This is a genomic window from Mesorhizobium sp. AD1-1, assembly GCF_020164655.1.
In the GTDB taxonomy this organism is placed as follows: domain Bacteria; phylum Pseudomonadota; class Alphaproteobacteria; order Rhizobiales; family Rhizobiaceae; genus Mesorhizobium; species Mesorhizobium ciceri.
Window position 1 is genome coordinate 408667 of record NZ_JAIUGP010000002.1, and the last position, 22662, is coordinate 431328.

Below are 22662 nucleotides of genomic sequence, written 5' to 3' on the forward strand. Positions count from 1 at the left end.
TCTGCTTGCCGGAAGCCGTCGACTGAAGAATTTCTAGCTCATATGGGGCCTGCCGCATGTCTTTCAAACGCAGTATTGCCGCAGGCTTCGTGGTTTTCCTCGCCATTTGCGGCGTCATGTCGTCGGCGCGTGCCGAGCCGTTCAAGATCGTCGGCTTCGGTGACAGCCTGATGGCGGGCTATGGCCTTGGACCCGACCAGGGCTTTACCGACAGGCTGCAGGCAGCGCTTGGCGCCAAAGGCCATGATGTGACCGTCGCCAATGCCGGCGTCTCCGGCGACACGACGAGCGGCGGCCTGGCGCGGCTTGACTGGTCGGTGCCGGACGGCACGCAACTGGTCATCCTCGAACTAGGCGCCAACGACATGCTGCGTGGCGTCTCGCCCGACATCACCAAAAAGAACCTCGACGAGATGCTGAGCAAGCTGAAGCAGCGCAAGATTGCCGTGCTTCTGGCCGGCATGCGCGCCGCACCCAATCTCGGTCCCGACTACCAGAGCGCCTTCGACGCCATTTTCCCGGACCTGGCGAAGAAATACGACGTCGCGCTCTACCCGTTCTTTCTCGACGGCGTCGCCGGCCAGCCCGGCATGCAGCTCGAGGACGGCCTGCATCCGAGCGCACGAGGCGTCGACCAGATGGTCGAACGCATCCTGCCCACGGTCGAGAAGGTGATCGCGGCAGTGCCGGGCGATTCCTAGCGGGTTGGAACTGTTTCCGCCCGGCGAGCTTTTAACAGGGACTGTGGCCAACAAACCTCTTGCTCCGTTTGACTATCGATGATTCGCTATGGGTGACAGTTCGATTCGAGGAAGGGAGGCTCTTCATGCCGCGTCTTTTCACCGCCCTCGAAATTCCGCGTGACGCTGCCCTTTCGCTGTCCCTGCTGCGGGGCGGCTTGCCGGGAGCCCGCTGGATCGACGTCGAAAACTACCATCTGACGCTGCGCTTCATCGGCGATGTTCCCGGCCATGTCGCCGACGAGATCGCCAACGCGCTCGACCGCGTCCACCGCCCTTCTTTCTCGCTGGCGCTGACCGGCGTCGGCGCTTTCGGCCAGAAGAAGCCGCATGCGGTGTGGGCGGGCGCTTCCGCCTCGCCCGATCTGGCCGCCCTTCAAGGTGAGATCGACCGCATCTGCCAGCGGCTCGGCATCCCGGCCGACCCGCGCAAATTCATGCCGCATGTGACGCTGGCGCGCTTGCGCAATTCGACCCCGCTGGACGTTGCCCAATATCTGTCGGCGCGCGGCAATTTCTCGACGCTGCCGTTCCGCATCGGCCGTTTCGTTTTGATGTCGTCGCGCGATTCGGTCGGCGGCGGACCCTACATCGTCGAGGAAGCCTGGCCGCTGTCAGGCACGGACGCCCGCGCCTCCAGCCTTGTCGCCAGCGCCTCCGACGCCTCGCGGATCATGCGATAGGCGGAAGCGAAGGCTTCTGCCTCGTCATGATAAGGATCCGGCACGTCGCGTGCCTTTCCCTGCGCGAACTCCAGGAACAGATGGATGCGGTCCTGCACGGCCGCCGGCGCCAGCGCCTTCAGGTCGGCGACATTCGACCGGTCCATGCCGAGGATCAGGTCGAAGCGGTGGAGGTCCTGCGGCGTGACCTTGCGCGCCCTCTGCCCGGAAATGTCGACGCCGTGCCGCATGGCGACCGCGATCGCGCGTCGATCGGGGGCAGAGCCGGCCTCCCAGTCACTGGTTCCCGCCGAATCGAGCAGGATATCCCGGGCCGACCCGCGCTCGGCCCAAACGGCGCGGAAGACACCTTCCGCCAGCGGCGACCGGCAGATGTTGCCGAGGCAGACGAAGAGAATGGAATTTATAGGCTTCGCGCTCATCGATCCGTCGCTATGGTGAGGGTCGTTTTCGAATAGCACAGGATAGGGACATGGCGAGAGAGAAACTGGGCAGGCAAGCCGCTGAAGCCGCATTGACGGGCCTCGACGGCTGGGCGCTGGCGGAAGACGGCGCCTCCATCAAGCGCACATTCACCTTCGCGAATTTCTCCGAGGCTTTCGCCTTTATGACCCGCGTCGCGCTTGCCGCCGAGGCGATGGATCATCATCCCGAGTGGTCGAATGTCTACAAGACCGTCGACGTAACGCTGAACACCCACGACGCCGGCGGCGTCACTGCGCTCGATATCGATCTGGCCACGAAAATGAACCGTTTTGCCGGCGCCTGAGGCCTGGTATCGCCTCGGCAGGCCCAAATCGGCACCGGCATCTTGTAGCGGGGGTCGGGTTTCACCACATTTTCCCCCGCGGGGCAGGCGCCGGATGCGCATGAGCCCCGCAAGGAGAGACTGATGGCGCAACAATCCGGTTTTGATTTCTTCGGCTTTGGCGGCAAGCCGTCAGACGAGAGCGAAGTGCGCGAGAAATTCTGGCGCACAGCCAAGAAGGCCGCGCGGCAGATCCCCTTCATGGAAGAGGTCGTGGCCGCCTATTATTGCGCCATGGACAAGAACACGCCGCTGCGCGCCAAGGGCATTCTGCTGGCCGCGCTCGGTTATTTCGTGCTGCCGGTGGATGTCATCCCCGACTTCGTCTTCGGGCTTGGCTTCACCGACGACATCGCCGTGCTCACCGCCGCGATCACCGCCGTCAGTGCCCATATCACCACTGCGCACCGGCAGGCCGCCAGGGACGCCATGGCCGAGAAGGGCTGAACACGCGCGCGGAACGCCGTTGAAGCCGGCTTTCGGCGACAGCGTAAAAAGTCAAACTCTTGCCGCTTTCGTGGCCTCCAAGTCGCCAAAGGGATGTCGCGCCACCCGCTCGCAGGGCGGCGGCGCGGGTATGGTGGCGGTTTCCTCGGGGTGAGGGTCCTTTTCTCTTCGGAAATTCACCGTTTGGTAACCCAGATTAAATCAAAATGAAGCGACGGGCAGGACGCCAAGCCGGCCTGCCTCCGCACCATTTGGAATACGGGAAAAGCGATGCGCGGATTGATTGCGATAGTTTCGAGTCTGGCCCTGGTGGCCGTGGCAGCGCCGGCACTGGCGCAGTCGGCGACCAAGATCGGCCAGCACAATGCCTGGGGCACCTACAGCTACCAGGCATCGGGCGGCAAGGTCTGCTATGTCCTGACCGTGCCGACCGACAAGCAGCCGCCCACGCTCGACCATGGCGATATGTTCTTCTTCGTCAGCCAGCGGCCCGGCCAGCAAGTGTCCTACGAGCCGCAATTCATTGCCGGCTACAATTTCCAGGAAGGCTCCAAGGCCACTGTGACCATCGACAAGAAGACGTTTTCGATGTTCACGCGCGGCAAATCGGCCTGGGTCGAGAATGCCGCCGAGGAGCCGGTACTGATCGCCGCCATGAAGACCGGCACCGACATGAAGGTGACGGCGAAGTCCGGCCGCGGCAATCCCACCTCCTATGTCTTCTCTCTGAAGGGCATTTCGGCGGCGCTGACATCGATCGCCAAGTGTAAATAGGCAAAGCTACTTTTTTTGAGAGAAAGGCCGGGCCGCGAAGCCCGGCCTTTTTTCTTTCATACTTGCCCCGGCCCGGCCTCCGCCCGGCGGCGCCGGATCGCCTCGGCGATGAAGACACGCGATAGCGCGTGATAGAGCGGCTCGTGCGAGATCATGCGCGCCGTGCCGTAGCCCAGCATCGAGGCCAGCATCAGCGCGATGACATTGTCGTGATTGCCGGTCATCTCCAGGATGATGACGAAGGCCGTCATCGGCGCTTGCACCACACCGGCGAAATAGCCGGCCATGCCGAGCAGTGCCGCCACCCCAGTGCTCGCGCCAAAGAGGAGGCCGAGCGAACTGCCGATGCCGGCGCCGACAGCCAGCGAGGGCGCGAAGATACCGCCCGGAATGCCCGAGATCATCGACAGCAATCCCGCCAGGAACTTTTCGGCGAAGAAGAACCACGGCAGCGGCGTGCCTTCGACGGCGCCCCGCGCCTGCACGTAACCGGTGCCGAAGGTCAGCCCGCCCGAGGCGATGCCGATCACCGCCACCGCAAGCCCGCAGATTGCGGCCACGACCAGGGCGCGCCGCAAAGGCTGCCCAGTGTTCCAGCGCCGGATCCGCCGCGTCGCCTTCAACGCCAGCAGCGAGAACAGCGCGCCGAACCCGCCGCCGATGATGCCGCAGGCAAGCACCAGCGGCCATTCGGCAGCAAACGAGATGGTGTCCCTGGCGACGCCAAAATAGGTGTAGTTGCCGAGCAGGCCGAGCGAAGCGAGACCGGCCAGGATCACCGCCGTCAGCACCAGCCCGTTGGTTCGCGCCTCATAGGTGCGGCCCATCTCCTCGATGGCGAAGACGATGCCGGCCAGCGGCGTGTTGAAGGCGGCGGCAATCCCGGCGGCCGACCCGGCCAGGATCAGACCCCGGGCCTGCACCATGCCGCCCCAGCGTGCCGCCTGCAGCATCAGCGACGCGCCGACTTGCACCGTCGGACCCTCGCGGCCGATCGAGGCGCCGCAGAACAGGCCGACGATGGTGAGCATGATTTTGCCGGCCACCAGTTTGAGGGACAGGATATGGCTGCGGTCCTCGTCGTCACGCAGATGGCGGGCGGCGATCGCCTGCGGAATGCCGCTGCCTTGCGAACCGGGAAAGAAGGTGTGGGCAAGCCAGGCGCACAGCACGAAACCCAACGGCGTAATGGCAAGCGGCAGATAGAAACGCCAGCCGCCTGCATCTCCTGTCATCAGTTGAAACAGTTCCTGCGCCCTGTCGGCCAGCACCGCGAACAGCACGCTGATCACACCGATGCCAAGCGCGCCCGCCCAGAACACCAGGCGCGGCTGCCAGACCCGCCGTGAGCCCCACATCGCGCGCGAACGCCGCAGCATGGGATATTTTCGCGATGTGCCGGCCATGTCTGTCCTCGAGCGGGGAATGTTTCGGCCTAACACAGCTGGGCAGTCTATTAAACTAGCGCCGGAAAAACCTGTCGTTGGCGCTCGCCTGAGTGCCAGGCGGAAGCATCGCTTCGGTGAAAGGTCGACCCCCACTCCGTCGAGCTACGCTCGACGAAGTGGGGGAAGCCATCAGCCAAACGCGCTGCCGCCGCAAGACAGGCATTATCGGGAGAGAAATGCCCGCCATGACGAGGGGCGGTGCCGACGTCGTTCCAAGGCGATCGTAGATCGTAAAGCTAGCTGAGCATGACTCTGCCCTCAACCTGTGCTATGCGCCGCGCTTCCTTTCCGGCACGATGCGTGAAATCGGCCGCAAACCGCTTATATTGGCGTAGACCATGACCCTTTCATTCGATCTCACCACTGACAGCGCCCGCGACGCGTTGCGTGCCCGCTCGGCACAGCCCGAAAAGCAGTCGCTGATCGGCCTGACGCGGATCGAACTCGCCGAGACTCTGGTTGCATCAGGCGCTGTGCCCGAGCGCCAGGCGAAAATGCGCGCCCAGCAGCTGTGGCACTGGATGTATGTGCGCGGCGTCTCCGATTTCGCCGGCATGTTCAACATCTCCAAGGATCTGCGTGCTGAGCTCGACAAGCATTTCACCGTCGCCAGGCCCGAGATCGTCGAGGAGCAGATTTCCGCCGACGGCACGCGAAAGTGGCTGTTCCGCTTTCCGCCGCGCGGCGCCGGCCGGCCTGTCGAGATCGAAACCGTCTACATTCCCGAAGAGGGTCGCGGCACGCTGTGCATCTCCTCGCAGGTGGGCTGCACGCTGACCTGCTCGTTCTGCCACACCGGCACGCAGAAGCTGGTGCGCAATCTGACGGCCGAGGAGATCCTCGCCCAGCTGCTCACCGCCCGCGACCGGCTCGGCGATTTCCCTGACCGCGACACGCCCGACGGCGCCATCGTGCCGGCCGAAGGCCGCAAAGTGTCCAACATCGTCATGATGGGCATGGGCGAGCCGCTTTACAATTTCGAAGCGGTGAAGAAGGCGCTGCTGATCGCTTCCGATGGTGACGGCCTGTCCCTGTCGAAGCGGCGCATCACGCTGTCGACCTCCGGCGTCGTGCCGGAAATCTTCCGCACCGGCGAGGAAATCGGCGTCATGCTGGCAATCTCGCTACATGCCACCAATGACGATCTGCGCGACTTGCTTGTGCCGATCAACAAGAAGTATCCGCTGAAGGAACTGATCGCCGCCTGCCGCGCCTATCCCGGCCTGTCGAACGCCAAGCGCATCACCTTCGAATATGTGATGCTGAAGGACGTCAACGATTCCATCGAGGACGCCAAGGGACTGATCAAGCTGCTCAAGGGCATTCCGGCCAAGATCAACCTGATCCCGTTCAACCCGTGGCCGGGCACCAATTACCAGTGCTCGGACTGGGAGACGATCGAGAAATTCGCCGACTACATCAACAATGCCGGCTATGCCTCGCCGATCCGCACGCCGCGCGGCCGCGACATCCTCGCCGCCTGCGGCCAGCTCAAATCCGACTCCGAGCGCATGCGCAAGGTGGACCGGCTGGCTCTGGAAGCGATGATGATAGCGGGGCACGGCGAGGCGTGAACCGCCCCTTCGCCTGCCTAAGACGCCTCGCCATCATGGCGGTCGGCTATATCGCCGCCGTGCTGACCTCGATCCTGGTGCCGGTGCTGCTGATCGCTCTTCTGGAAGGCATCGAAGACGGCAACTGGTCGATCATTTTCGCCTTCGACTGGCTTGGCTCGTTCCCGCTCGCCGTGTTGACCGTAATGATCGGCGCGCTGTTGATCGTCGGCCCGGCGCTCTTTGTCGCCGAACGGTTCTCACTTCGAGGATGGTTCTACTTCGCCGCCACTGGTGCGATCACGTCCATTGCCTTTGGCGTATCCATGCCGCGCTCGGCCAGCAGCTTTGTCTTCAATCCGGGCTTTCTGGGTTTTCTCGCCACCGCCGGCATCGCCGCCGGTTGGATCTACTGGCTTCTGGCTGGACGCAGGTCCGGCACGGGCCGGAATCTGGGCCGGGATTGATGGCGCGTCTCGTCGGCTACCTGATCCGTTTCACCGTCATCCTGTTCGGCTATGCCGTCGCCTCGCTGGCGGCGAGCGCCTTCCTCAACATCCTGTTCCTGGCATCGCTCGGCTACACGCCGGAGCATGCGCATCCGACGGCGACGGCTTCCCTGTATTTTTCAATTCCCTTCGCCGCCCTGTTCGTCGCCTATTTCGCCCTGATGCCGGCCTCTGTCGTCATCCTGCTTGCCGAAATCCTGGGCCGGCGCGACTGGCTGTTCTATGCGCTGGCGGGCGCGGTGGTTGCCGGTGTTTTCCTCGGGCTTGCCGACCACAGCGGTGACACCGCCTTCGCCGTCAGGGACACCAGCGCCATCATGGCCGTGATCGGCAGCGGCATGGTCGGTGGTATCTTTTACTGGCTCAGCGCCGGGCGCTGGGCCGCAAGCTGGTGGCAAGGCGAACCAGGATCAAAAGAGGATGGCTGGACAGGATGACGGCGCCTACTTCGCCTGCGCCGTCAGGATCTTGAGGGCGAAGGCGGAGAACACGCCGGCGAAGAGATAGTCGACCACCCGCGTAACGCGCGGGCTTGCCTTCATCGCCGCCGAAAACTTTTCCGCCGCCAGCACCATCGGCACCGTCACCGGGACCGACAGCACGATGAACATCGTGCCCAGGAAAAACAGCTTTCCCGGTGCGTTCGGATCATGTGCGGAGACGAACTGCGGCAGGAAGGTCATGAAGAACAGGATGATCTTCGGGTTGAGCAGATTGACGCCGAGGCCCGCCGCCCAGCTGCGCAACAGCGAAATCTCGGGTCCCGTCTTCTTCTCCGGTGAAAAGGCCGAGCCCCTGGTGATTGCCTGCCAGGCCAGGAAGACGAGATAGCCGGCGCCGAAGATCTTCAGCACGAAGAATGCCATCGGCGAGGCGACGATCAGCGCCGAGACGCCGACCACCACCAGCGTGGTGTGGATCAGCGTGCCGCACAGCGCGCCGGCCATCGAGGCAAAGCCGGTGGCACGGCCCTGGCTCAGCGTGCGCGAGACGAACAGGGTCATGTCCGGCCCCGGCGTGATCGCCAGGATGACCGTGGCGATGGCGAACTGGATCAGCGTGGTGGTGTCTGGAATGAACGACATGAGCGGCCCCGGGGAATTGGGAGGCCTATACAGGATGCGCCATGTCGACGCCAGACACAGCAGCGATCCGATCTCGATCCAGCAGGCGTCTGCACGGCATTCGCTGGGCGCCGGCCGCGGCAGTCCTATGCCTGCCTGCTCAGCCGTATCCTCGCTGGCTCCTCCGCGAAGAGTCGATCGTTGCGGACATCGGTGTCCCCGGTGATCTGGTCGATGGGCTTCGGCCGGCCGAGAAAATAGCCTTGCGCCTCATTGCAGCCTTCGACCTGCAGGATGGTGAGCTGGACATGTGTCTCGACGCCTTCGGCGAGCACCGGAATGTCGAGGCTGCGGCCCAGCGTCAGCACCGCCCGGATGATGGCCTTGGCCTGCGGGCTTCGCTCGACATCGGCCATGAATGAGCGGTCGAGCTTGATCTTGTCGAAGGGAAACGAGCGCAGCGTATCGAGCGATGAATAGCCAGTGCCGAAATCGTCGATCGCGATCGTCACCCCAAGCGCCTTGACCTGGCGCAGGACATGCAGCGTGCGCACCTTGTCGGCGACGATCGTCGATTCGGTCAACTCCAGCTCCAGCCGTTTCGGCGACAGCCCGGTCTCGATCAGGATCTGATGGACGAGCTTGGCGAGATCGGCATGAGCGAACTGCACCGGCGACAAATTGACCGCGATCTTGTGGCCATTGCCCCACGAGGCCGCCTGCCGGCACGCGGTCCGCAGCACCCATTCGCCTATCGCCATGATCGAGCCGTTCTCTTCGGCAATCGGGATGAATTCGGCGGGCGGGATCATGCCATGCACGGGATGGGTCCAGCGCAGCAGCGCTTCGTAGCCGCAGGTGGCGCCGGTCGGGACCGAGGTCTGCACCTGATAGTGAAGCGAAAGCTCGCCGCGGTCGATCGCCTGGCGAAGGTCGGTGGCCAAGGCGCGGCGCGCCCGCGCCGTCTCGTCCATGGCGGATTCGTAGAAGCAGACGGCTCGCGTCACGTCGTTCTTCGCCCGGTACATGGCAAGGTCGGCGTTGCTGACCAACCTTTCCCGATCGGCTCCGTCGCGCGGATAGACCGCGACGCCGATGCTGGCGCCGGCGGCGATCTCGAAATCGTCGAGCCGCAACGGCTCGAACAGGGATTTCTCCAGCCTCGAGACCATGCCGAGCAGGTCCTTCTGATCCTTGAAGCGCTTGATGGCGGCGAACTCGTCACCGCCGAGCCGTGCGACGAACTCGCCCTCGCCGGTGAGTTTCGCCAGCCTGCGGGCAACGATCTTGAGAGCCTGGTCGCCGGCCGCGTGTCCCCTGAGGTCGTTGATCTCCTTGAAGCGGTCGAGATCGATGACGATGACCGCCGCCATCGTGTCCTCGCCCTCGCATGCCCGGTCGATCTCATGGTCGAGGCGGTCGTTGAAGGAGACCCGGTTGGGAAGGCCGGTAAGGGCGTCGTTGAGAGCGAGATGCTGAAGCCGCTCGAAACTCTCCAGTCGGCCACGCTCATCGATCAGGTAACTGGCGAAGCCGGTGGCCGCGACGATCAGGCCGACCACGGCGACGGCGACCGCCATTGCCACCAGAATATCGGGATTGGTGCCTGTGCTGATGAAAGACAGCGGCGTCACCGCCACCGCGGCCATCGCCGTGAAATGCAGGCCGACGATCGCCAGCACCAGCAGCCCGATGGCGAGATAATGCGACCAGCGGTATGGCCGGCGCACGGCATGGCCGACGGCCAGGGCGGAGAACACCGCCGAGATGACCAGTGAGGCCACGACATAGGAGCCGTCCCATTCGACGATGCCGGCAACGTGATAGGCCATCATACCGGTGTAGTGCATGGCCGAGATCGCCAGGCCGACGACGACGCCGCCCCATTCCGGGGCCAGCCGCCGGCTCTTGCCGGATGCGAGGGTGAAGCCCAGCCCGGTGCCGACGATGGCGATGACCAGGGACGCCATGGTCAGGACCGGATCGAAGGTGATCGGCGCGCCGGGCTGGTAGGCCAGCATGGCGATGAAATGGGTGCACCAGATCGACGAGCCGGCGGCGACCGCGGTCAGGAACAGCCAGCCCTTCATCTGCACGCCGGTGGTTTTCCTCGAACGGTCGAAGAGGCCGATCGTCACCCAACAGCCGGTGACGCACATCAGCGCCGCCAGGAGAACAAGCCACAGATTATGCTCCGTGGCGATGCATGATATAACGCGCATCGAGAGTCGCCCAAGCCCGAGGAGCCCGCGATGTGCGAGCAAAAGCTGCTCCGGCATCGACATGCGAACCAGGACAACTCTGTCCTGCTTGCTTAGCGTGGCCGCATGAAAACTTGATTAAATCCGCCAGTCGAATGCATCCTATGATTGTAGCAGGTTGTTTCCCAGAGCATGGCCCCGAAAAGCGGGCCGGCTTCTCGGACAAACGATTTTTTCGTTTATCCAGACATCATGCCCGCCGCCTGCCTCACGCTGGATCGGCAGTCTGGCACGTGCCTGCGATCGCCTGCCAAGCAAGGAAGGCGAGATAGCCGGCGCCAAAGATCTTCAGTGCGAAGAAGGCCATCGATGAGGCGGCGATTAGCGCGACCACCGCCAGCGTGGTGCAGATCAGCGTGCCGCACAGCGCGCCGGCCTTGAGCGCATCGATCATCGGCGCATCTCGCGCAAACCCCGGCGCGAGGCCGGGGCTGTTGGTACCAAGACAGGCGATGATGCCGGAAGCGGAACGTAGGACCCAGCTTAGCCCCCGAAACTTCTCACCCCGTTGGGTCGCATGGTGTCCATCGTCGCCCCGTTGCGATCTTCGTCAAGCAGCGAGTTGCTGCCGAAGCTGGCGCGCACGCCGATCAGGAATGCGTGGCTTGAATAACCCGACGCGGAGACCGTGGTCCGCTCGAACTGATAGCGTCCAAACAGCGACCACGGCGTGTCGTCGAAGCGGTATGTGGCCTGAACTGCGGCGTCAAACATGTCTTCGTCGAACAACGCGGCTGTTCTGTGGAAATCGAGTTCGGCATCCAGGCGAAAATTCTTCTGGACGAAATAACGCGCGACGCCGCGGACACCCCATTGGCTGAAACGTTCGATATCGAAATGTTCGGAATCGAAGGTGAACTGGCCATAATAGGCTTGGCCGTAAAGGGTCAAATTGCCGAGATAGACTTGGGCTTCCGGGCCCACCTGATAGTCGTACACACTTACGTCGCGAAGGAAATTGGAGCCATAGGATTTGTAGGCAGCGAAAACGCCAGCCGCAAAACTGTCGGGATCGCGATAATAGCCATGGATCGCGGCGCCGGTGCCATCCAAATGAAAGTCGTCCTGCCAGATGCGATCGTAAGTGAGGTCGCCTTGCAGGTTCCAGCGCCCGGCAAACGGAATGTTGACGCGACCTGCACCACCGCCGGCCCGGACCGTGTCGTCATTGCCGTCGGGAAACCTTAGTCCGCCAAGGTAAAGTTCGCCGTAGCCGGAGATATGCGGCGTGACCACCGTTTCTTCTGCGATCGGCTGCAAGATGTCGGCCGCGTAGGAAGACGTCGCCACGACCAATGACGCGACGACAATAGGAAAACGTTGCATGTGACCCCCGAGTATTCCGAATATACTGACGCAGCTAACACGCGGAAGGTCCTAAAAGTAAAAAGAAATGGACGCGACCGCTCGACTTGGCCGATTGCAGCCAAGGTGCAGCATTTCTGCAACGAAAGCTTGTCTTCGGCCGCTAAAATCAAGTGCTGCCGCATCTTTCGCGTGTCTGAAGCACGCGCGGCGCTGTAACGCCAGCGTTCCGAGCCGGGTTGACGGCGAAGTTCTCAGAGGACTGAAAGAGATAAATCGGAACCCACGCGATCAGCCAAGCCACAACAGCGAAAGCTCGTTATCCGCGTTCGTCACCCCTGCCGTGCGCCGTTCATCTCTTGCACAAGCCGGAAACCCCGTGATACTCGCGCGCCAAGAACTCCTGTCGCGGAACCGCCAAATGTCCAAAACCAAAGACATCAAGAAAGTCGTGCTCTCCTATTCCGGCGGTCTCGACACATCCATCATCCTGAAATGGCTGCAGACCGAGTTCGGCGCCGAGGTCATCACCTTCACCGCCGATCTCGGTCAGGGTGAAGAGCTGGAACCGGCGCGCCGCAAGGCCGAGATGATGGGCATTAAGGACATCCGTATCGTCGATGTGCGCGAGGAATTCGTCGCCGACTTCGTCTTCCCGATGTTCCGCGCCAACACCGTCTATGAAGGCACCTATCTGCTCGGCACCTCGATCGCCCGGCCGCTGATCTCCAAGCATCTGGTCGATATAGCCCGGGAAACCGGCGCCGATGCGATCGCGCATGGCGCCACCGGCAAGGGCAACGATCAGGTTCGCTTCGAGCTCTCGGCTTACGCACTGAACCCCGACATCAAGGTCATCGCGCCGTGGCGCGACTGGACGTTCAAGTCGCGTACCGACCTGATGAATTTCGCCGAGCAGCACCAGATCCCGGTGCCGAAGGACAAGAAGGGCGATGCACCGTTCTCGGTCGACGCCAACCTCTTGCATTCGTCCTCCGAGGGCAAGGTGCTGGAAGACCCGTGGGTGGAGCCGCCGGAATTCGTTCATCAGCGCACCGTTTCGCCGATGGACGCGCCGGACAAGGTCACCGAGATCGAGATCGAGTTCCTGAAGGGCGATCCGATCGCGCTGAACGGCAAGAAATTGTCGCCGGCAACCATGCTGGCGACACTCAACGATCTTGGCCGCGACAATGGCATCGGCCGGCTCGACCTGGTCGAGAACCGCTTCGTCGGCATGAAGTCGCGCGGCGTCTACGAAACGCCAGGCGGCACCATCCTGATCGCCGCCCACCGGGCCATCGAATCGATCACGCTCGACCGAGGTGCGGCCCACCTCAAGGACGAGTTCATGCCGCGTTACGCCGAGCTGATCTATAACGGCTTCTGGTTCGCGCCCGAACGGCTGATGCTGCAGGCGATGATCGACAAGAGCCAGGAAGACGTCGAGGGCACGGTGCGGCTCAAGCTCTACAAGGGCAACGTCATGGTCACCGGCCGCAAGTCGAAGAAGACGCTTTACTCCGATGCGCTGGTCACTTTCGAGGACGACCGTGGCGCCTATGACCAGAAGGACGCCGCCGGCTTCATCCGCCTCAATGCACTGCGGCTGAGAACGCTGGCAGCGCGCAACCGCGCCAAGTAGGGCGGATGCGCGGTTTCGGTCGCTGCCTGGCGCCGCTGGTTGTTCTGGCGACGCCGGCCGCCGGCCAGGAGTTCGACCCCGCCTCTCTTGACCTTCCCGCGCTGATCGAGTGCAGGGCGGACGTTCCGACCTACAACGACTTTGCCCTGTGGCTGTCCAGCGCACCGGGTGCCGTTGAAACGCTTGGCTGGAAGGAGGTTGCCTCCGGCAATCCGTTTCTCAGCCAATACGAACTGCCGGCCAAAATCCGCGTGTTCAACCGCGAGACAGGATCGATCGTGTTTACCGCTGCGGGGCCGATGGCCGTGCTCGACGGCGTTGCCGCGCCGGAGCTTGCAAAAGAACTCGACGTCATGGCCGTGTTTTCCACGCCGCAAAAATTCCTTGGCGAAAAGGCCGTTTTCCAAAGCACCGAAGAGTCGGAAGGATTGACCTTCTCCACGGACGTCAAGCTCAACGTCTCGACCGTCGAGTCCCATCCCGGCAAGACCCTGGCCGGCTGCTCCTACACGCTCGAAATCAAATAAAAACCCGGCATTCACGCCGGGTTTTCGATCAAGTCAGAAATGGCCGGGGCCTTCTGCCCGGTGCATGGTCCGTCAATCGCCGTCGATCGCCGTGGCAATGCGGGCGATGGCCTGCTGATAGACGCTCGCGGAATTCCAGCCGGCAATCGCGCCCATATTCGCACTCGCGCTCGCACCTGCCCGCCAGCCATGACCCTTGAGGAAGTTGGCGGTGGAAGCCAGCGCCGTGCCCTTGTCGCGCAGGTTTCCGCCGCCGACGCCATATTTCAGGACGTTTCCTGGCAGGAACTGCGTGTGTCCGATCTCGCCATGCGCGGCCCCGACCGACGAGGCAGTCAGCGCCCCGCGATCGACCAGCTTCAGGGCGGCGATCGCATGCGGGTAGAAGAACCCCGGGCGGCGGCAATCATAGGCAAGCGTCAAAATCGCAGAGACGGTGTTCTGGTTGCCCATGGCCGAACCGAAGCCGGTTTCCATACCCCAGATGGCCAGCAACACGCCCGGCGACACGCCGTAATTCGCTTCGATCTTGGAGAACAGCGCCGCATTCGACTTCTTCAGCGACCGGCCCTTGGAGATAATCGCCGCGCCGCCGCGCCGCCGCATGAAATCGTCCACCGAGCCGCTGAAGGCCTTGTGAATGCCGCGGTCGACTGAGATGGTCTTTGTCGCGTAGTTTGCCCCGGCCAGAGCGGCCAGCCCCTTGGCGCCTACACCTTCCGACCTGGCCTGCGCGGCAAAGTCCTGCTTCCAGGCCTCGAAGCCGGCGCCGGTCTTGCCGCAGCTGGCCGCTGCCTGTGCGCCCGTCGCCAGCGCAAGCACCGCCACCACGGCCGCTGCAAACATCTTTCCCTTGGCAAGAATTGCCATGTTGATCTCCTGGTTGCCTGAATCACGTCCCAATTGCGAACTTGCCAGCGAAACGCGCACTTGTCACTGTCACCGCTGCAATGCTGGCGAATGCCGTGGAATTTGCCTAGGATCAAGTGATTATTGTGGCAAGGGGGCTGCATGCAAGACGTTGATGTCGTCATCATCGGCGCCGGCTCGGCGGGTCTTGCCGCTGCCAAAACCCTGCAGGCGGCGGGGCTTTCCTTCACGCTGCTCGAAGCGATGGACAGAATCGGCGGGCGAGCCTGGACCAGCGACCAGCATTTCGGCGTGCCTTTCGACATCGGCTGCGCCTGGCTGCATGCCGCCGACCGCAATCCCTATTTTCCCGAAGCGCAAGTGGCAGGCTGGACGTTGCATCATCACGACATGAATGTCGATCATCTCTACTACCGCGAGCGCAAGGCGAGCGAAGCGGAAGAAGCCGACATGAAGGCCGCCGACGCAAAGCTGTTCGAACTGCTGGCCAGGCATGAAGTGAAGGACGGAGATGACGATCGTCTTTCGGCGCTGTTGGCAAAAGGCCATGCGCCGCGCGCCGCCGCCACCTTCGCCGGGCCGATGGATTTCGGCGCCGACGAGGACGAAATCTCGATCCTGGACTTCCAGGCCGCCGCCGATCTCGACCCGAACTACTTCAGCAAGGAGGGCCTTGGCGCGCTGGTGGCGCGTTTCGGCGCCGGCGTGCCGGTCGAACTGTCGACGCCGGTGCGTAAGATCCTGTGGGACGTGCCCGGCGTCGCCTGCGTCACCGATCGCGGCACCGTCCGCGCCAAAGCGGTGATCGTGACCGCTTCGCCGGCGGTGCTCGCCTTCGAGGAGATCGCGTTCTCGCCGGCCCTGCCCGACACCCATTTTGGCGCCTTCTTCGACCTGCCGATGGGCATGCTGACCAAATTGCCGGTCGAAATATCGGGCACAAGGCTCGGGCTGCAGCCTTTCGACGACCTGCTGATCGAACGGATGGCCAGGCACGACATCTATTTCCTGTGCTTCCCGTTCGACCTTGACCTGATGGTCGGGTTCGTCGGCGGCGATTTCGCCTGGGAAATGTCGGCGGCCGGCGAGGCGGCCGGCATCGACTTCGTCGTCGACCGGCTGTGCGGCATCTTCGGTGGCGATACGCGCAAGCATGTCGGACGCGCCATGATGACCAATTGGGGCGGCGAGCGCTTCGTGCGCGGCGCCTACGCCGCCGCCCGCCCTGGCCGTTCCCTGGCGCGCGCCGCGCTCATGCAGCCGGTGGCCGACAAGATCTTCTTCGCCGGCGAGCACTTGGCCGGCCCGCTGATGCAGACCTGCGGCGGCGCACGGCTGTCGGGCGAAGCGGTGGCAAGACAGGTTGTCGCCCAGCTTGCGGCCAAATAGCTTCAGGAAAATGTGGAACGCCGCGCGGCTGTTCGCGTTGGGCACGGGCCGCCGTGAACATCTATGTCACCTCCGGTGAATTGAGACCGACATGAAACTCTTCGACTGCCCCCATTGCGGCCATCGCATCTATTTCGAGAACGCCCAGTGCCTGAACTGCGGGAACCCCGTGCTCTACGATCCCGAGCACGCTTGTTTCGCGCTGGCGAGCGCCGACGGCATCTTCCAGTGCACCAACGCCGATGAATGCGCCTGCAACTGGATGGCCGAGCCCGGACACGCCTTTTGCCGCGCCTGTGCGCTCAACCAGTTGATCCCGGATCTCTCCGTCGACGGCAACCGCCGCCGCTGGATCCGTGTCGAAGCGGCGAAGAAGCGCGCCATCTATTCGCTGCTGGCCTTCGGGCTGCCGGTGGCGCCCAAGCAGAACCCCGCCGACGAGATCGGGCTGGCCTTCGACTTCCTCGCCGATCCGATCGGCGGCGGCCCCGGCGGCGAGCGGATCCTGACCGGCCACGACAATGGCCTGATCACGCTCAACGTCGCCGAGGCGGATTCGGCCGAGCGCGAGAAGCGCCGCGTCGAGATGGGCGAGAACTACCGCACCTTGCTCGGTCATTTCCGTCATGAGCTTGGGCACTATTATTGGGACCGCCTGATCCGCGACGATCCGCACCGGCTCGAAGCTTTCCGCGCACTGTTCGGCGATGACCGCGCCGATTACGAACAGGCGCTGAAGGCCTATTATGCCAATGGTGCGCCGCCCGACTGGCAGCAAGGCCACATCTCGGCCTATGCGACCTCGCATCCATGGGAGGACTGGGCCGAGACCTGGGCTCACCACCTGCACATCACCGACACGCTGGAAATGGTGCACGCACTGAACTTTCCGCTCGGCCGGCTGGAGACGGTGGAGGCCAACGACTTGCCGCGCGGCGACACCGGCGGCGAATTGCAGGCGGCACCCTCGGAGCCGCCGACCGCGCCCGAGCCTTTCGAAAAGATCCTTGCCCGCTGGCTGGTGCTGTCGGAAGCCTCCAATTCGATCAACCGCTGCATGGGCCTGCCGGACCTCTATCCCTTTGTCATTTCGGACGTCACGGCGCGGAAATTGGACTTCGTTCACGAACTTCTGACCGATTTGCCTGGAGAACAGGGAACAAATCGTGAGTTGGCACAGGCGCTTTAGCGGGAACGCATGAGCTGCTGCCCCGTTTTCGCTGGCGAGGGACCATGAAAACGGAGAGAAACCATGAAATCCCTGTTGTTTCCGGCGGTCGCCGGAATGCTGACCGTGATGTCGGGCGCCGCGTTTGCCGACACCGCCGTCTCAGCCGTCACCGACCTTAACGTTCGCGCCGGACCCGGCCCGCAATACCCTGTCATCGGCGTGCTCGCCGCCGGTCAGTCGGCAACGCTCAATGGCTGCATCGAAAACAGCAAATGGTGCACCATAGCCGAGGCCGGCGGCCAGGGCTGGGTCTATTCCGACTATGTGACGGCCGATATAGGCGGCAGCCGGGTGGTGCTGACGCAACGGCGCGCCAGCGTTGCTGTCGTCTCGCCGCCGGAGGACATCGGCAACTACTCGACCGATTATACCGGCGCGATCATCGCCAGCGATCCGGTCGTCGATGACTTCCCGCCGCCCCCGGCTGAAGTCCGCACCTATGTCGACACGCACCGCCTCGATCCCATCTATCTGGAAGGCGAAGTGGTCACCGGCGCGACCCTGCCCGACACCGTCGAGCTGCGCGAGATTCCGGACTACAATTACCGCTATGTCTATGTGAACGGCCAGCGGGCGCTGATCGATCCGCAGACCCGGCGCATCATGTACGTCGTGCGCTGACGACAATTGGCATAAGCGGCCGCTGCCACAGCAGCGGCCGCCGGCAGGCGGCACCGCAGCGTCGCCTCTTGTGCGCCGACGCTGCTCTGAGCATTGTCCTTTGCGGAAAACTTCCGATTTTTCCGGCGGTCGGTTAGTCAATAGGCGATGAGTTTGGCAAAGGAGCCCGCGTGACCATCGATCCGGCCGCCTTCGAGCGCTACAGGCATTCGCCGAACGCCAGGACGACCTTGCCGCGCCTGTTGCTCGGAACGGGGATCGTCGTCCTTTTTTGGGCAGCAACCACCGTGGCCGTGCTGGTCGGCGGCACCTATGCCTTCTTCGCCCGGCAGGCGGCCCCATCATCCGGCATGCAGGGTTTCCTCGCCTCGCCCATCGGCATTCTCACCGCGCTCGTCTCGTTCGCCGGCCTCTGGATCGGCCTGTGGGTCGCGATGCGCTGGGTGCATGGCGAGAAGCTGTCGGCGCTGCTCGGCAACAGCCGGCGTGTTTCGTGGTCCGGCTTCCTCAAGGGGCTGATCGCGGTGCTGATCACCTCGTTGATCTCCGAAATCCTGCTCTATCTCTTGCAGCCGCAGATCGCGCGCGGCCCGATCAGCCTGTCGTCCTGGCTGCTGTTTGCGATCCCGATCGCCGCGCTCACTCTGTTGCAGACCTCGTCGGAAGAGTTGCTGTTTCGCGGCTACCTGCTGCGCGGGCTGGCCAGCCGGTTCAAGAGCCCGTTCATCTGGGCGCTGCTGCCGGCCCTGCTGTTCACCTCGCTGCATTGGAGTGCGAGTTCGTCGCCAGCCATCAACGCCTGTGTGCTGGCGTCGATCGCCGCTTTCGCGCTGCTGCTGACGCTTGTCGTTTACGCAACAGGCAATCTCGGCGCCGCGCTGGGTGCTCATCTCGGCAACAACCTGACCGGCTTCCTGCTGATCTCGCATCAGGAAAGCTACAATTCCTTCGCCCTGTTCAACGCCAGGCCGCTCGAGGGACCGGGCTGGGCAACGTCGGATGCGGTTCTCATCGCCTTCATCGGCATCGCCTGCAGCCTGCTGACCATCGGGCTGCTTTTGCATCCGCGCTCGCCGCTCAAGGTCGCCGCCGAGCTTCCGGACCGCGCGAGCACGGCCTGAATGCGGCTCCGGGAATGACGCTACCCGGCCCTTGTCTTGACTCTTGCGCAGATTTCCTGTCTACACGCCCCGAATTCCGCGACGAGTATCCCTCCGAGCAAGCCGACCAGGACGCCGAAACCTCTTTGAGGTGAAGTGCTGTAAATCGATCCTGGAGGCCAACACCCGGCAGCGCTGAGCGCCCCCGGGTGCTTTTTGGTTTTGGCTTTTGCTTGGACTTTTGGTTGGACACTGGGCGCGAACGCATTACCTCTCGGGCACCATCCGGGTGCCAGGGAAAAGGAAAACGAATGTTTGAATCGCTACAGGAACGTCTTGGTTCGATCCTGAACGGCCTGACCGGCCGCGGCGCGCTGTCGGAGGCTGATGTCTCGGCGGCGCTGCGCGAGGTGCGCCGTGCGCTGCTCGAAGCCGACGTGGCGCTGGAAGTGGTGCGCTCCTTCACCGACAAGGTGCGCGAGAAGGCCGTCGGCGCTGCCGTGGTCAAGTCGATCAAGCCCGGCCAGATGGTCGTCAAGATCGTTCATGACGAACTGGTCGACATGCTCGGCGCTGAAGGCGTCGCCATCGATCTCAATGCCCCGGCGCCGGTCGTCATCATGATGGTCGGCCTGCAGGGTTCCGGCAAGACGACCACTTCGGCCAAGATCGCCAAGCGTCTTTCCGAGCGTCAGAACAAGAAGGTCCTGATGGCCTCGCTCGACACGCGGCGCCCCGCCGCGCAGGAGCAGCTTCGCCAGCTCGGCGAACAGGTCAAGGTCGCCACGCTGCCGATCATCGACGGCCAGTCGCCGGTCGACATCGCGCGCCGCGCCGTGCAGGCGGCCAAGCTCGGCGGCCACGACGTCGTCATCCTCGACACCGCCGGCCGCACCCATATCGACGAGCCGCTGATGGTCGAGATGGCCGACATCAAGAAGGTATCGAGCCCGCACGAAATCCTGCTGGTCGCCGATTCGCTGACCGGCCAGGACGCCGTCAACCTGGCCAAGAGCTTCGACGAGCGCGTCGGCATCACCGGTCTCGTGCTGACCCGCATGGACGGCGACGGCCGTGGCGGTGCTGCCCTTTCGATGCGCGCCGTCACCGGCAAGCCGATCAAGCTGATCGGCACCGGCGAAAAGATGGACGGGCTGGAGGAATTCCACCCCAAGCGCATCGCTGACCGCATCCTCGGCATGGGCGACATTGTTTCGCTCGTCGAAAAGGCCGCCGAGAACATCGACGCCGAACAGGCGGCGGCGATGGCCAAGAAGATGCAGTCGGGCAAGTTCGACCTGAACGATCTCGCCGGCCAGCTTCAGCAGATGTCGAAGATGGGCGGCATGGGCGGCATCATGGGCATGATGCCCGGCATGGGCAAGATGAAGGACCAGATGGCCGCCGCCGGTCTCGACGACAAGATGTTCGGCCGCCAGCTCGCCATCATCTCGTCGATGACCAAGGCAGAGCGCGCCAATCCCGATTTGCTCAAGCATTCGCGCAAGAAGCGCATCGCTGCCGGTTCCGGCACCGACGCGGCCGAAATCAACAAGCTGCTCAAGATGCATCGCGGCATGGCCGACATGATGAAGGCGATGGGCGGCAAGGGCAAAGGCGGCGGCCTGATGCGCGGCATGATGGGCGGCCTCGCCTCCAAGATGGGCCTCGGCGGCATGATGCCCGGCGGTATGGGTGGCATGATGGGCGGCGGCATGCCGGACCTGTCGAAGATGGATCCCAAGCAGCTCGAAGCCTTGCAGAAGCAGGCGCAGGCAGCCGGCCTAGGCGGCGGCATGAAAGGCCTTCCCGGCGGCGGTGGCCTGCCCAGCGGCATGCCAGGTTTGCCCGGCGGCATGAAACTTCCCGGGCTTCCCGGCCTCGGCGGTGGCGGGCTGCCCGGCCTTGGCAAGAAGAAGTGAGGACGCCATGAACGAAGAAAAGGACATGGCCGACGCCCGCGCCCTCCTGGCAGATTACCGGGCGTCGATCGACAACATCGACGCAGCCCTCATCCACATGCTTGCGGAGCGCTTCCGCTGCACCAAGGCGGTTGGCGTGCTGAAGGCGACTCATGGCTTGCCGCCGGCCGACCCGGCACGCGAGCAGCAGCAGATCGCCCGGCTTCGCCAGCTGGCGAAGGATGCCCATCTCGACCCGGATTTCGCGGAAAAGTTCCTCAACTTCGTCGTCCGCGAAGTGATCCGCCACCACGAACAGATCGCCGCTTCCAACGGCGTGACGAAAACCAACTGAAACCCAATCAACGAACTTAGTTTTTAGGAGAAAAGAAATGCCGTTGAAGATCCGACTGGCCCGTGCGGGCTCGAAGAAGCGTCCTTACTACCACGTCGTCATTGCCGACGCCCGTTCGCCGCGTGACGGCCGGTTCATCGAGTCCATCGGCTCGTGGAACCCGCTGCTGCCCAAGGACGGCGAACGCGTCAAGGTCGACGCCGACCGCGTCAAGCATTGGCTGGCGCATGGCGCCCAGCCGACCGACCGCGTGCTGCGCTTCCTCGACGAGGCCGGCCTTGTCAAGCGCGACGCCCGTTCCAACCCGAAGAAGGCCGAGCCGGGCAAGAAGGCGCAGGAACGCGCTGCTCTTCTGAAGAAGGCGCAGGAAGATGCCGCTGCTGCCGTTGCCGCCGCCGCGGCTGCACCGGCCGAGGCGGAAGCCGCAACCGCCGAATAAGTATTTGCTCTATCGCATCCAGGAAAACGGCGGGCCATGTGCCCGCCGTTTTTTCATTCGACCCTGTCTGTAAAAGCCGCCCGGTCAATAGCCGCGCGGGCAGCGGTCAATATAGACGCGGCCACGGCTATCGCGGTAGCGGCATTCGCCACGCTCGCTCGCCCGGCCGATCAGCGCGCCGGCAACAGCGCCGACAGCACCACCGACGACGGCGCCTTCAACCGGATCGCCGGCGACCGCCGCACCGACGGCAGCGCCACCGAGGCCGCCTACGGCCGCGCCTTTTTCCGTTTGCGAACAAGCGGCGAGCGGCACCAGCAGCGCCATCAAAAGCATCGTTTTCTTCATCGTCGTTCCTCTCCGATAGGAGCCGCCTCCGCCGCCGGGCGAATCTCTAACTCGCAACTCGGCGATTCGATCCCTGAGATATTGCCCGGCAAAGGGTTCAGGCTTCGAGTTGAAAGCGGTGCTTCGATCCGGATCTAACGGCTGAACGGGATCAGCGCGCGGAGCCTGGGATCGCGCAGATACAGGCCACCCCACAGGATAATGCCGAGATAGACGCCGAACAGAATGTGCGAGAACAGCGGGTTGTCGACGCGGACATTGGTGGCGATGGCGCCGCCCATATAGGCGGTGAGCAGGATGGCGCCGAGCACCGAGGTGCGCGGCAGCGCATAGAGAGCGGTCGAGATCAGGCCGATGACGCCAAGCATGCGCGCGACATTCGGATCGGCCGGCCAGCCAAGCGGCACCATCGTCTGGATGACGATATCGAGCGGCGGCAGCTTGATGGCGCCGTCGAAGATCATGAACAGCACGATGACGCCGCTGAGCGCGCGGCCGGTCCACAAAGCGCCCGGCGAGACGGGCGCGGTTTCGGAAATGCTCATGATGGTCCCTCCTGATGGTTCTATCCCCTTCTTGCTGGGGTCGAACCAAGGACGTGGCATGGAGCGGCGATCCGACAGCGGGGAGGATTCTTTTAATCC

The 22662-nt window shown here is 63.5% G+C and carries 26 protein-coding genes; 17 read left to right on the forward strand and 9 right to left on the reverse strand.

Annotated features, from left to right (window positions below; all coding sequences use genetic code 11):
- Nucleotides 1-56 precede the first annotated feature (56 nt).
- Both LB519_RS05485 and thpR read left to right on the forward strand, forming a co-directional pair.
- Nucleotides 57-701, forward strand: coding sequence for an arylesterase (locus tag LB519_RS05485; protein ID WP_024504016.1), 645 nt, complete (start codon nt 57-59; stop codon nt 699-701).
- 125 nt (nt 702-826) lie between these two features.
- Nucleotides 827-1423: an RNA 2',3'-cyclic phosphodiesterase gene (gene thpR, locus LB519_RS05490; protein WP_013528819.1), complete on the forward strand. Its 597-nt coding sequence runs from the start codon at nt 827-829 to the stop codon at nt 1421-1423.
- On the opposite strand, the gene LB519_RS05495 is transcribed toward thpR, so the two are convergent.
- Nucleotides 1327-1845, reverse strand: coding sequence for a low molecular weight protein-tyrosine-phosphatase (locus tag LB519_RS05495; protein WP_013528818.1), 519 nt, complete (start codon nt 1843-1845; stop codon nt 1327-1329). The two genes, thpR and LB519_RS05495, sit on opposite strands and share 97 nt — an antisense overlap.
- A 50-nt stretch (nt 1846-1895) precedes the next feature.
- Between LB519_RS05495 and LB519_RS05500 the strand changes: the two genes are divergently transcribed.
- The 3 genes from LB519_RS05500 (at nt 1896) to LB519_RS05510 (ending at nt 3452) form a co-directional block, all read left to right on the forward strand.
- Nucleotides 1896-2192 carry a 4a-hydroxytetrahydrobiopterin dehydratase gene (locus LB519_RS05500; RefSeq protein ID WP_013528817.1) on the forward strand — a complete coding sequence of 99 codons (297 nt, stop codon included), beginning with the start codon at nt 1896-1898 and terminating at the stop codon, nt 2190-2192.
- A 123-nt stretch (nt 2193-2315) separates the two neighbouring features.
- Nucleotides 2316-2678: a YkvA family protein gene (locus tag LB519_RS05505; protein WP_013528816.1), complete on the forward strand. Its 363-nt coding sequence runs from the start codon at nt 2316-2318 to the stop codon at nt 2676-2678.
- 270 nt (nt 2679-2948) lie between these two features.
- Complete coding sequence (locus tag LB519_RS05510; protein WP_013528815.1) at nt 2949-3452, forward strand: invasion associated locus B family protein; 504 nt, start codon at nt 2949-2951, stop codon at nt 3450-3452.
- Nucleotides 3453-3508: 56 nt separating this feature from the next.
- Here LB519_RS05510 and LB519_RS05515 read toward each other — a convergent pair whose 3' ends face one another.
- Nucleotides 3509-4858, reverse strand: a complete 1350-nt coding sequence (locus LB519_RS05515) for a chloride channel protein (RefSeq protein WP_024504018.1) — start codon at nt 4856-4858, stop codon at nt 3509-3511.
- 380 nt (nt 4859-5238) lie between these two features.
- On the opposite strand from LB519_RS05515, the gene rlmN reads away from it, so the two are divergent.
- Genes rlmN through LB519_RS05530 form a run of 3 tightly spaced genes read left to right on the forward strand, consistent with a single transcriptional unit; the run spans nt 5239 to nt 7399 of the window.
- On the forward strand, nt 5239-6474 hold the full coding sequence (gene rlmN, locus LB519_RS05520; protein ID WP_027162882.1) for a 23S rRNA (adenine(2503)-C(2))-methyltransferase RlmN: 1236 nt from the start codon (nt 5239-5241) through the stop codon (nt 6472-6474).
- A gap of 35 nt (nt 6475-6509) precedes the next feature.
- On the forward strand, nt 6510-6920 hold the full coding sequence (locus LB519_RS05525; RefSeq protein WP_224618958.1) for a hypothetical protein: 411 nt from the start codon (nt 6510-6512) through the stop codon (nt 6918-6920).
- Nucleotides 6920-7399, forward strand: coding sequence for a hypothetical protein (locus LB519_RS05530; RefSeq protein WP_013528811.1), 480 nt, complete (start codon nt 6920-6922; stop codon nt 7397-7399). Before LB519_RS05525 ends, LB519_RS05530 begins: the two co-directional genes overlap by 1 nt.
- A gap of 6 nt (nt 7400-7405) precedes the next feature.
- On the opposite strand, the gene LB519_RS05535 is transcribed toward LB519_RS05530, so the two are convergent.
- From LB519_RS05535 to LB519_RS05550, 4 genes are all read right to left on the reverse strand, one after another.
- Entirely contained in the window at nt 7406-8047 is a 642-nt protein-coding gene (locus tag LB519_RS05535; RefSeq protein ID WP_013528810.1) for a LysE family translocator, read from the reverse strand.
- Nucleotides 8048-8172: 125 nt separating this feature from the next.
- Nucleotides 8173-10248, reverse strand: a complete 2076-nt coding sequence (locus tag LB519_RS05540; protein ID WP_224618959.1) for a putative bifunctional diguanylate cyclase/phosphodiesterase — start codon at nt 10246-10248, stop codon at nt 8173-8175.
- Between the two features lie 247 nt (nt 10249-10495).
- Nucleotides 10496-10681 (reverse strand): hypothetical protein, encoded by a 186-nt coding sequence (locus LB519_RS05545; RefSeq protein WP_411909233.1) that lies wholly within the window; start codon nt 10679-10681, stop codon nt 10496-10498.
- Nucleotides 10682-10770: 89 nt separating this feature from the next.
- Nucleotides 10771-11613 carry a hypothetical protein gene (locus tag LB519_RS05550; protein WP_224618960.1) on the reverse strand — a complete coding sequence of 281 codons (843 nt, stop codon included), beginning with the start codon at nt 11611-11613 and terminating at the stop codon, nt 10771-10773.
- 400 nt (nt 11614-12013) lie between these two features.
- Here LB519_RS05550 and LB519_RS05555 point away from each other — a divergent pair, with 400 nt between their 5' ends.
- Both LB519_RS05555 and LB519_RS05560 read left to right on the forward strand, forming a co-directional pair.
- Nucleotides 12014-13237, forward strand: a complete 1224-nt coding sequence (locus LB519_RS05555; RefSeq protein WP_013528809.1) for an argininosuccinate synthase — start codon at nt 12014-12016, stop codon at nt 13235-13237.
- A gap of 5 nt (nt 13238-13242) precedes the next feature.
- Entirely contained in the window at nt 13243-13764 is a 522-nt protein-coding gene (locus LB519_RS05560) for a hypothetical protein (protein WP_013528808.1), read from the forward strand.
- Between the two features lie 72 nt (nt 13765-13836).
- On the opposite strand, the gene LB519_RS05565 is transcribed toward LB519_RS05560, so the two are convergent.
- The gene (locus LB519_RS05565; RefSeq protein ID WP_013528807.1) at nt 13837-14634 is read right to left on the reverse strand and encodes a lytic transglycosylase domain-containing protein; all 798 of its coding nucleotides are present in this window, start codon (nt 14632-14634) and stop codon (nt 13837-13839) included.
- Between the two features lie 141 nt (nt 14635-14775).
- Between LB519_RS05565 and LB519_RS05570 the strand changes: the two genes are divergently transcribed.
- The 7 genes from LB519_RS05570 to rpsP all read left to right on the forward strand — a co-directional run bounded on the left by LB519_RS05570 (nt 14776) and on the right by rpsP (nt 21670).
- A complete protein-coding gene (locus LB519_RS05570; RefSeq protein WP_013528806.1) occupies nt 14776-16023 on the forward strand; it encodes a flavin monoamine oxidase family protein in 1248 nt (415 codons plus the stop codon).
- 91 nt (nt 16024-16114) lie between these two features.
- Nucleotides 16115-17212: a putative zinc-binding metallopeptidase gene (locus tag LB519_RS05575; RefSeq protein WP_024504028.1), complete on the forward strand. Its 1098-nt coding sequence runs from the start codon at nt 16115-16117 to the stop codon at nt 17210-17212.
- Nucleotides 17213-17275: 63 nt separating this feature from the next.
- Nucleotides 17276-17875: a DUF1236 domain-containing protein gene (locus LB519_RS05580; protein WP_027162879.1), complete on the forward strand. Its 600-nt coding sequence runs from the start codon at nt 17276-17278 to the stop codon at nt 17873-17875.
- A 170-nt stretch (nt 17876-18045) separates the two neighbouring features.
- Complete coding sequence (locus LB519_RS05585; RefSeq protein ID WP_224618961.1) at nt 18046-18996, forward strand: CPBP family intramembrane glutamic endopeptidase; 951 nt, start codon at nt 18046-18048, stop codon at nt 18994-18996.
- A gap of 290 nt (nt 18997-19286) precedes the next feature.
- Nucleotides 19287-20897, forward strand: coding sequence for a signal recognition particle protein (gene ffh / locus LB519_RS05590; RefSeq protein WP_024504031.1), 1611 nt, complete (start codon nt 19287-19289; stop codon nt 20895-20897).
- Nucleotides 20898-20904: 7 nt separating this feature from the next.
- The gene (locus tag LB519_RS05595; RefSeq protein ID WP_013528801.1) at nt 20905-21231 is read left to right on the forward strand and encodes a chorismate mutase; all 327 of its coding nucleotides are present in this window, start codon (nt 20905-20907) and stop codon (nt 21229-21231) included.
- A 37-nt stretch (nt 21232-21268) separates the two neighbouring features.
- Entirely contained in the window at nt 21269-21670 is a 402-nt protein-coding gene (gene rpsP, locus LB519_RS05600) for a 30S ribosomal protein S16 (RefSeq protein WP_013528800.1), read from the forward strand.
- A gap of 84 nt (nt 21671-21754) precedes the next feature.
- On the opposite strand, the gene LB519_RS05605 is transcribed toward rpsP, so the two are convergent.
- Together LB519_RS05605 and LB519_RS05610 are read right to left on the reverse strand one after the other, a co-directional pair.
- The gene (locus tag LB519_RS05605) at nt 21755-22018 is read right to left on the reverse strand and encodes a YMGG-like glycine zipper-containing protein (RefSeq protein ID WP_013528799.1); all 264 of its coding nucleotides are present in this window, start codon (nt 22016-22018) and stop codon (nt 21755-21757) included.
- Nucleotides 22019-22152: 134 nt separating this feature from the next.
- Nucleotides 22153-22563, reverse strand: coding sequence for a DoxX family protein (locus LB519_RS05610; RefSeq protein ID WP_027162877.1), 411 nt, complete (start codon nt 22561-22563; stop codon nt 22153-22155).
- Nucleotides 22564-22662: the final 99 nt, after the last annotated feature.

Bases quoted from the DNA above. Each gene is read 5' to 3' on its own strand.
- LB519_RS05485 (WP_024504016.1), top strand. From the start codon at position 57: ATGTCTTTCAAACGCAGTATTGCCGCAGGCTTCGTGGTTTTCCTCGCC.
- thpR (WP_013528819.1), top strand. From the start codon at position 827: ATGCCGCGTCTTTTCACCGCCCTCGAAATTCCGCGTGACGCTGCCCTT.
- LB519_RS05495 (WP_013528818.1), bottom strand. From the start codon at position 1,845: ATGAGCGCGAAGCCTATAAATTCCATTCTCTTCGTCTGCCTCGGCAAC.
- LB519_RS05500 (WP_013528817.1), top strand. From the start codon at position 1,896: ATGGCGAGAGAGAAACTGGGCAGGCAAGCCGCTGAAGCCGCATTGACG.
- LB519_RS05505 (WP_013528816.1), top strand. From the start codon at position 2,316: ATGGCGCAACAATCCGGTTTTGATTTCTTCGGCTTTGGCGGCAAGCCG.
- LB519_RS05510 (WP_013528815.1), top strand. From the start codon at position 2,949: ATGCGCGGATTGATTGCGATAGTTTCGAGTCTGGCCCTGGTGGCCGTG.
- LB519_RS05515 (WP_024504018.1), bottom strand. From the start codon at position 4,858: ATGGCCGGCACATCGCGAAAATATCCCATGCTGCGGCGTTCGCGCGCG.
- rlmN (WP_027162882.1), top strand. From the start codon at position 5,239: ATGACCCTTTCATTCGATCTCACCACTGACAGCGCCCGCGACGCGTTG.
- LB519_RS05525 (WP_224618958.1), top strand. From the start codon at position 6,510: ATGGCGGTCGGCTATATCGCCGCCGTGCTGACCTCGATCCTGGTGCCG.
- LB519_RS05530 (WP_013528811.1), top strand. From the start codon at position 6,920: ATGGCGCGTCTCGTCGGCTACCTGATCCGTTTCACCGTCATCCTGTTC.
- LB519_RS05535 (WP_013528810.1), bottom strand. From the start codon at position 8,047: ATGTCGTTCATTCCAGACACCACCACGCTGATCCAGTTCGCCATCGCC.
- LB519_RS05540 (WP_224618959.1), bottom strand. From the start codon at position 10,248: ATGCGCGTTATATCATGCATCGCCACGGAGCATAATCTGTGGCTTGTT.
- LB519_RS05545 (WP_411909233.1), bottom strand. From the start codon at position 10,681: ATGATCGATGCGCTCAAGGCCGGCGCGCTGTGCGGCACGCTGATCTGC.
- LB519_RS05550 (WP_224618960.1), bottom strand. From the start codon at position 11,613: ATGCAACGTTTTCCTATTGTCGTCGCGTCATTGGTCGTGGCGACGTCT.
- LB519_RS05555 (WP_013528809.1), top strand. From the start codon at position 12,014: ATGTCCAAAACCAAAGACATCAAGAAAGTCGTGCTCTCCTATTCCGGC.
- LB519_RS05560 (WP_013528808.1), top strand. From the start codon at position 13,243: ATGCGCGGTTTCGGTCGCTGCCTGGCGCCGCTGGTTGTTCTGGCGACG.
- LB519_RS05565 (WP_013528807.1), bottom strand. From the start codon at position 14,634: ATGGCAATTCTTGCCAAGGGAAAGATGTTTGCAGCGGCCGTGGTGGCG.
- LB519_RS05570 (WP_013528806.1), top strand. From the start codon at position 14,776: ATGCAAGACGTTGATGTCGTCATCATCGGCGCCGGCTCGGCGGGTCTT.
- LB519_RS05575 (WP_024504028.1), top strand. From the start codon at position 16,115: ATGAAACTCTTCGACTGCCCCCATTGCGGCCATCGCATCTATTTCGAG.
- LB519_RS05580 (WP_027162879.1), top strand. From the start codon at position 17,276: ATGAAATCCCTGTTGTTTCCGGCGGTCGCCGGAATGCTGACCGTGATG.
- ffh (WP_024504031.1), top strand. From the start codon at position 19,287: ATGTTTGAATCGCTACAGGAACGTCTTGGTTCGATCCTGAACGGCCTG.
- LB519_RS05595 (WP_013528801.1), top strand. From the start codon at position 20,905: ATGAACGAAGAAAAGGACATGGCCGACGCCCGCGCCCTCCTGGCAGAT.
- rpsP (WP_013528800.1), top strand. From the start codon at position 21,269: ATGCCGTTGAAGATCCGACTGGCCCGTGCGGGCTCGAAGAAGCGTCCT.
- LB519_RS05605 (WP_013528799.1), bottom strand. From the start codon at position 22,018: ATGAAGAAAACGATGCTTTTGATGGCGCTGCTGGTGCCGCTCGCCGCT.
- LB519_RS05610 (WP_027162877.1), bottom strand. From the start codon at position 22,563: ATGAGCATTTCCGAAACCGCGCCCGTCTCGCCGGGCGCTTTGTGGACC.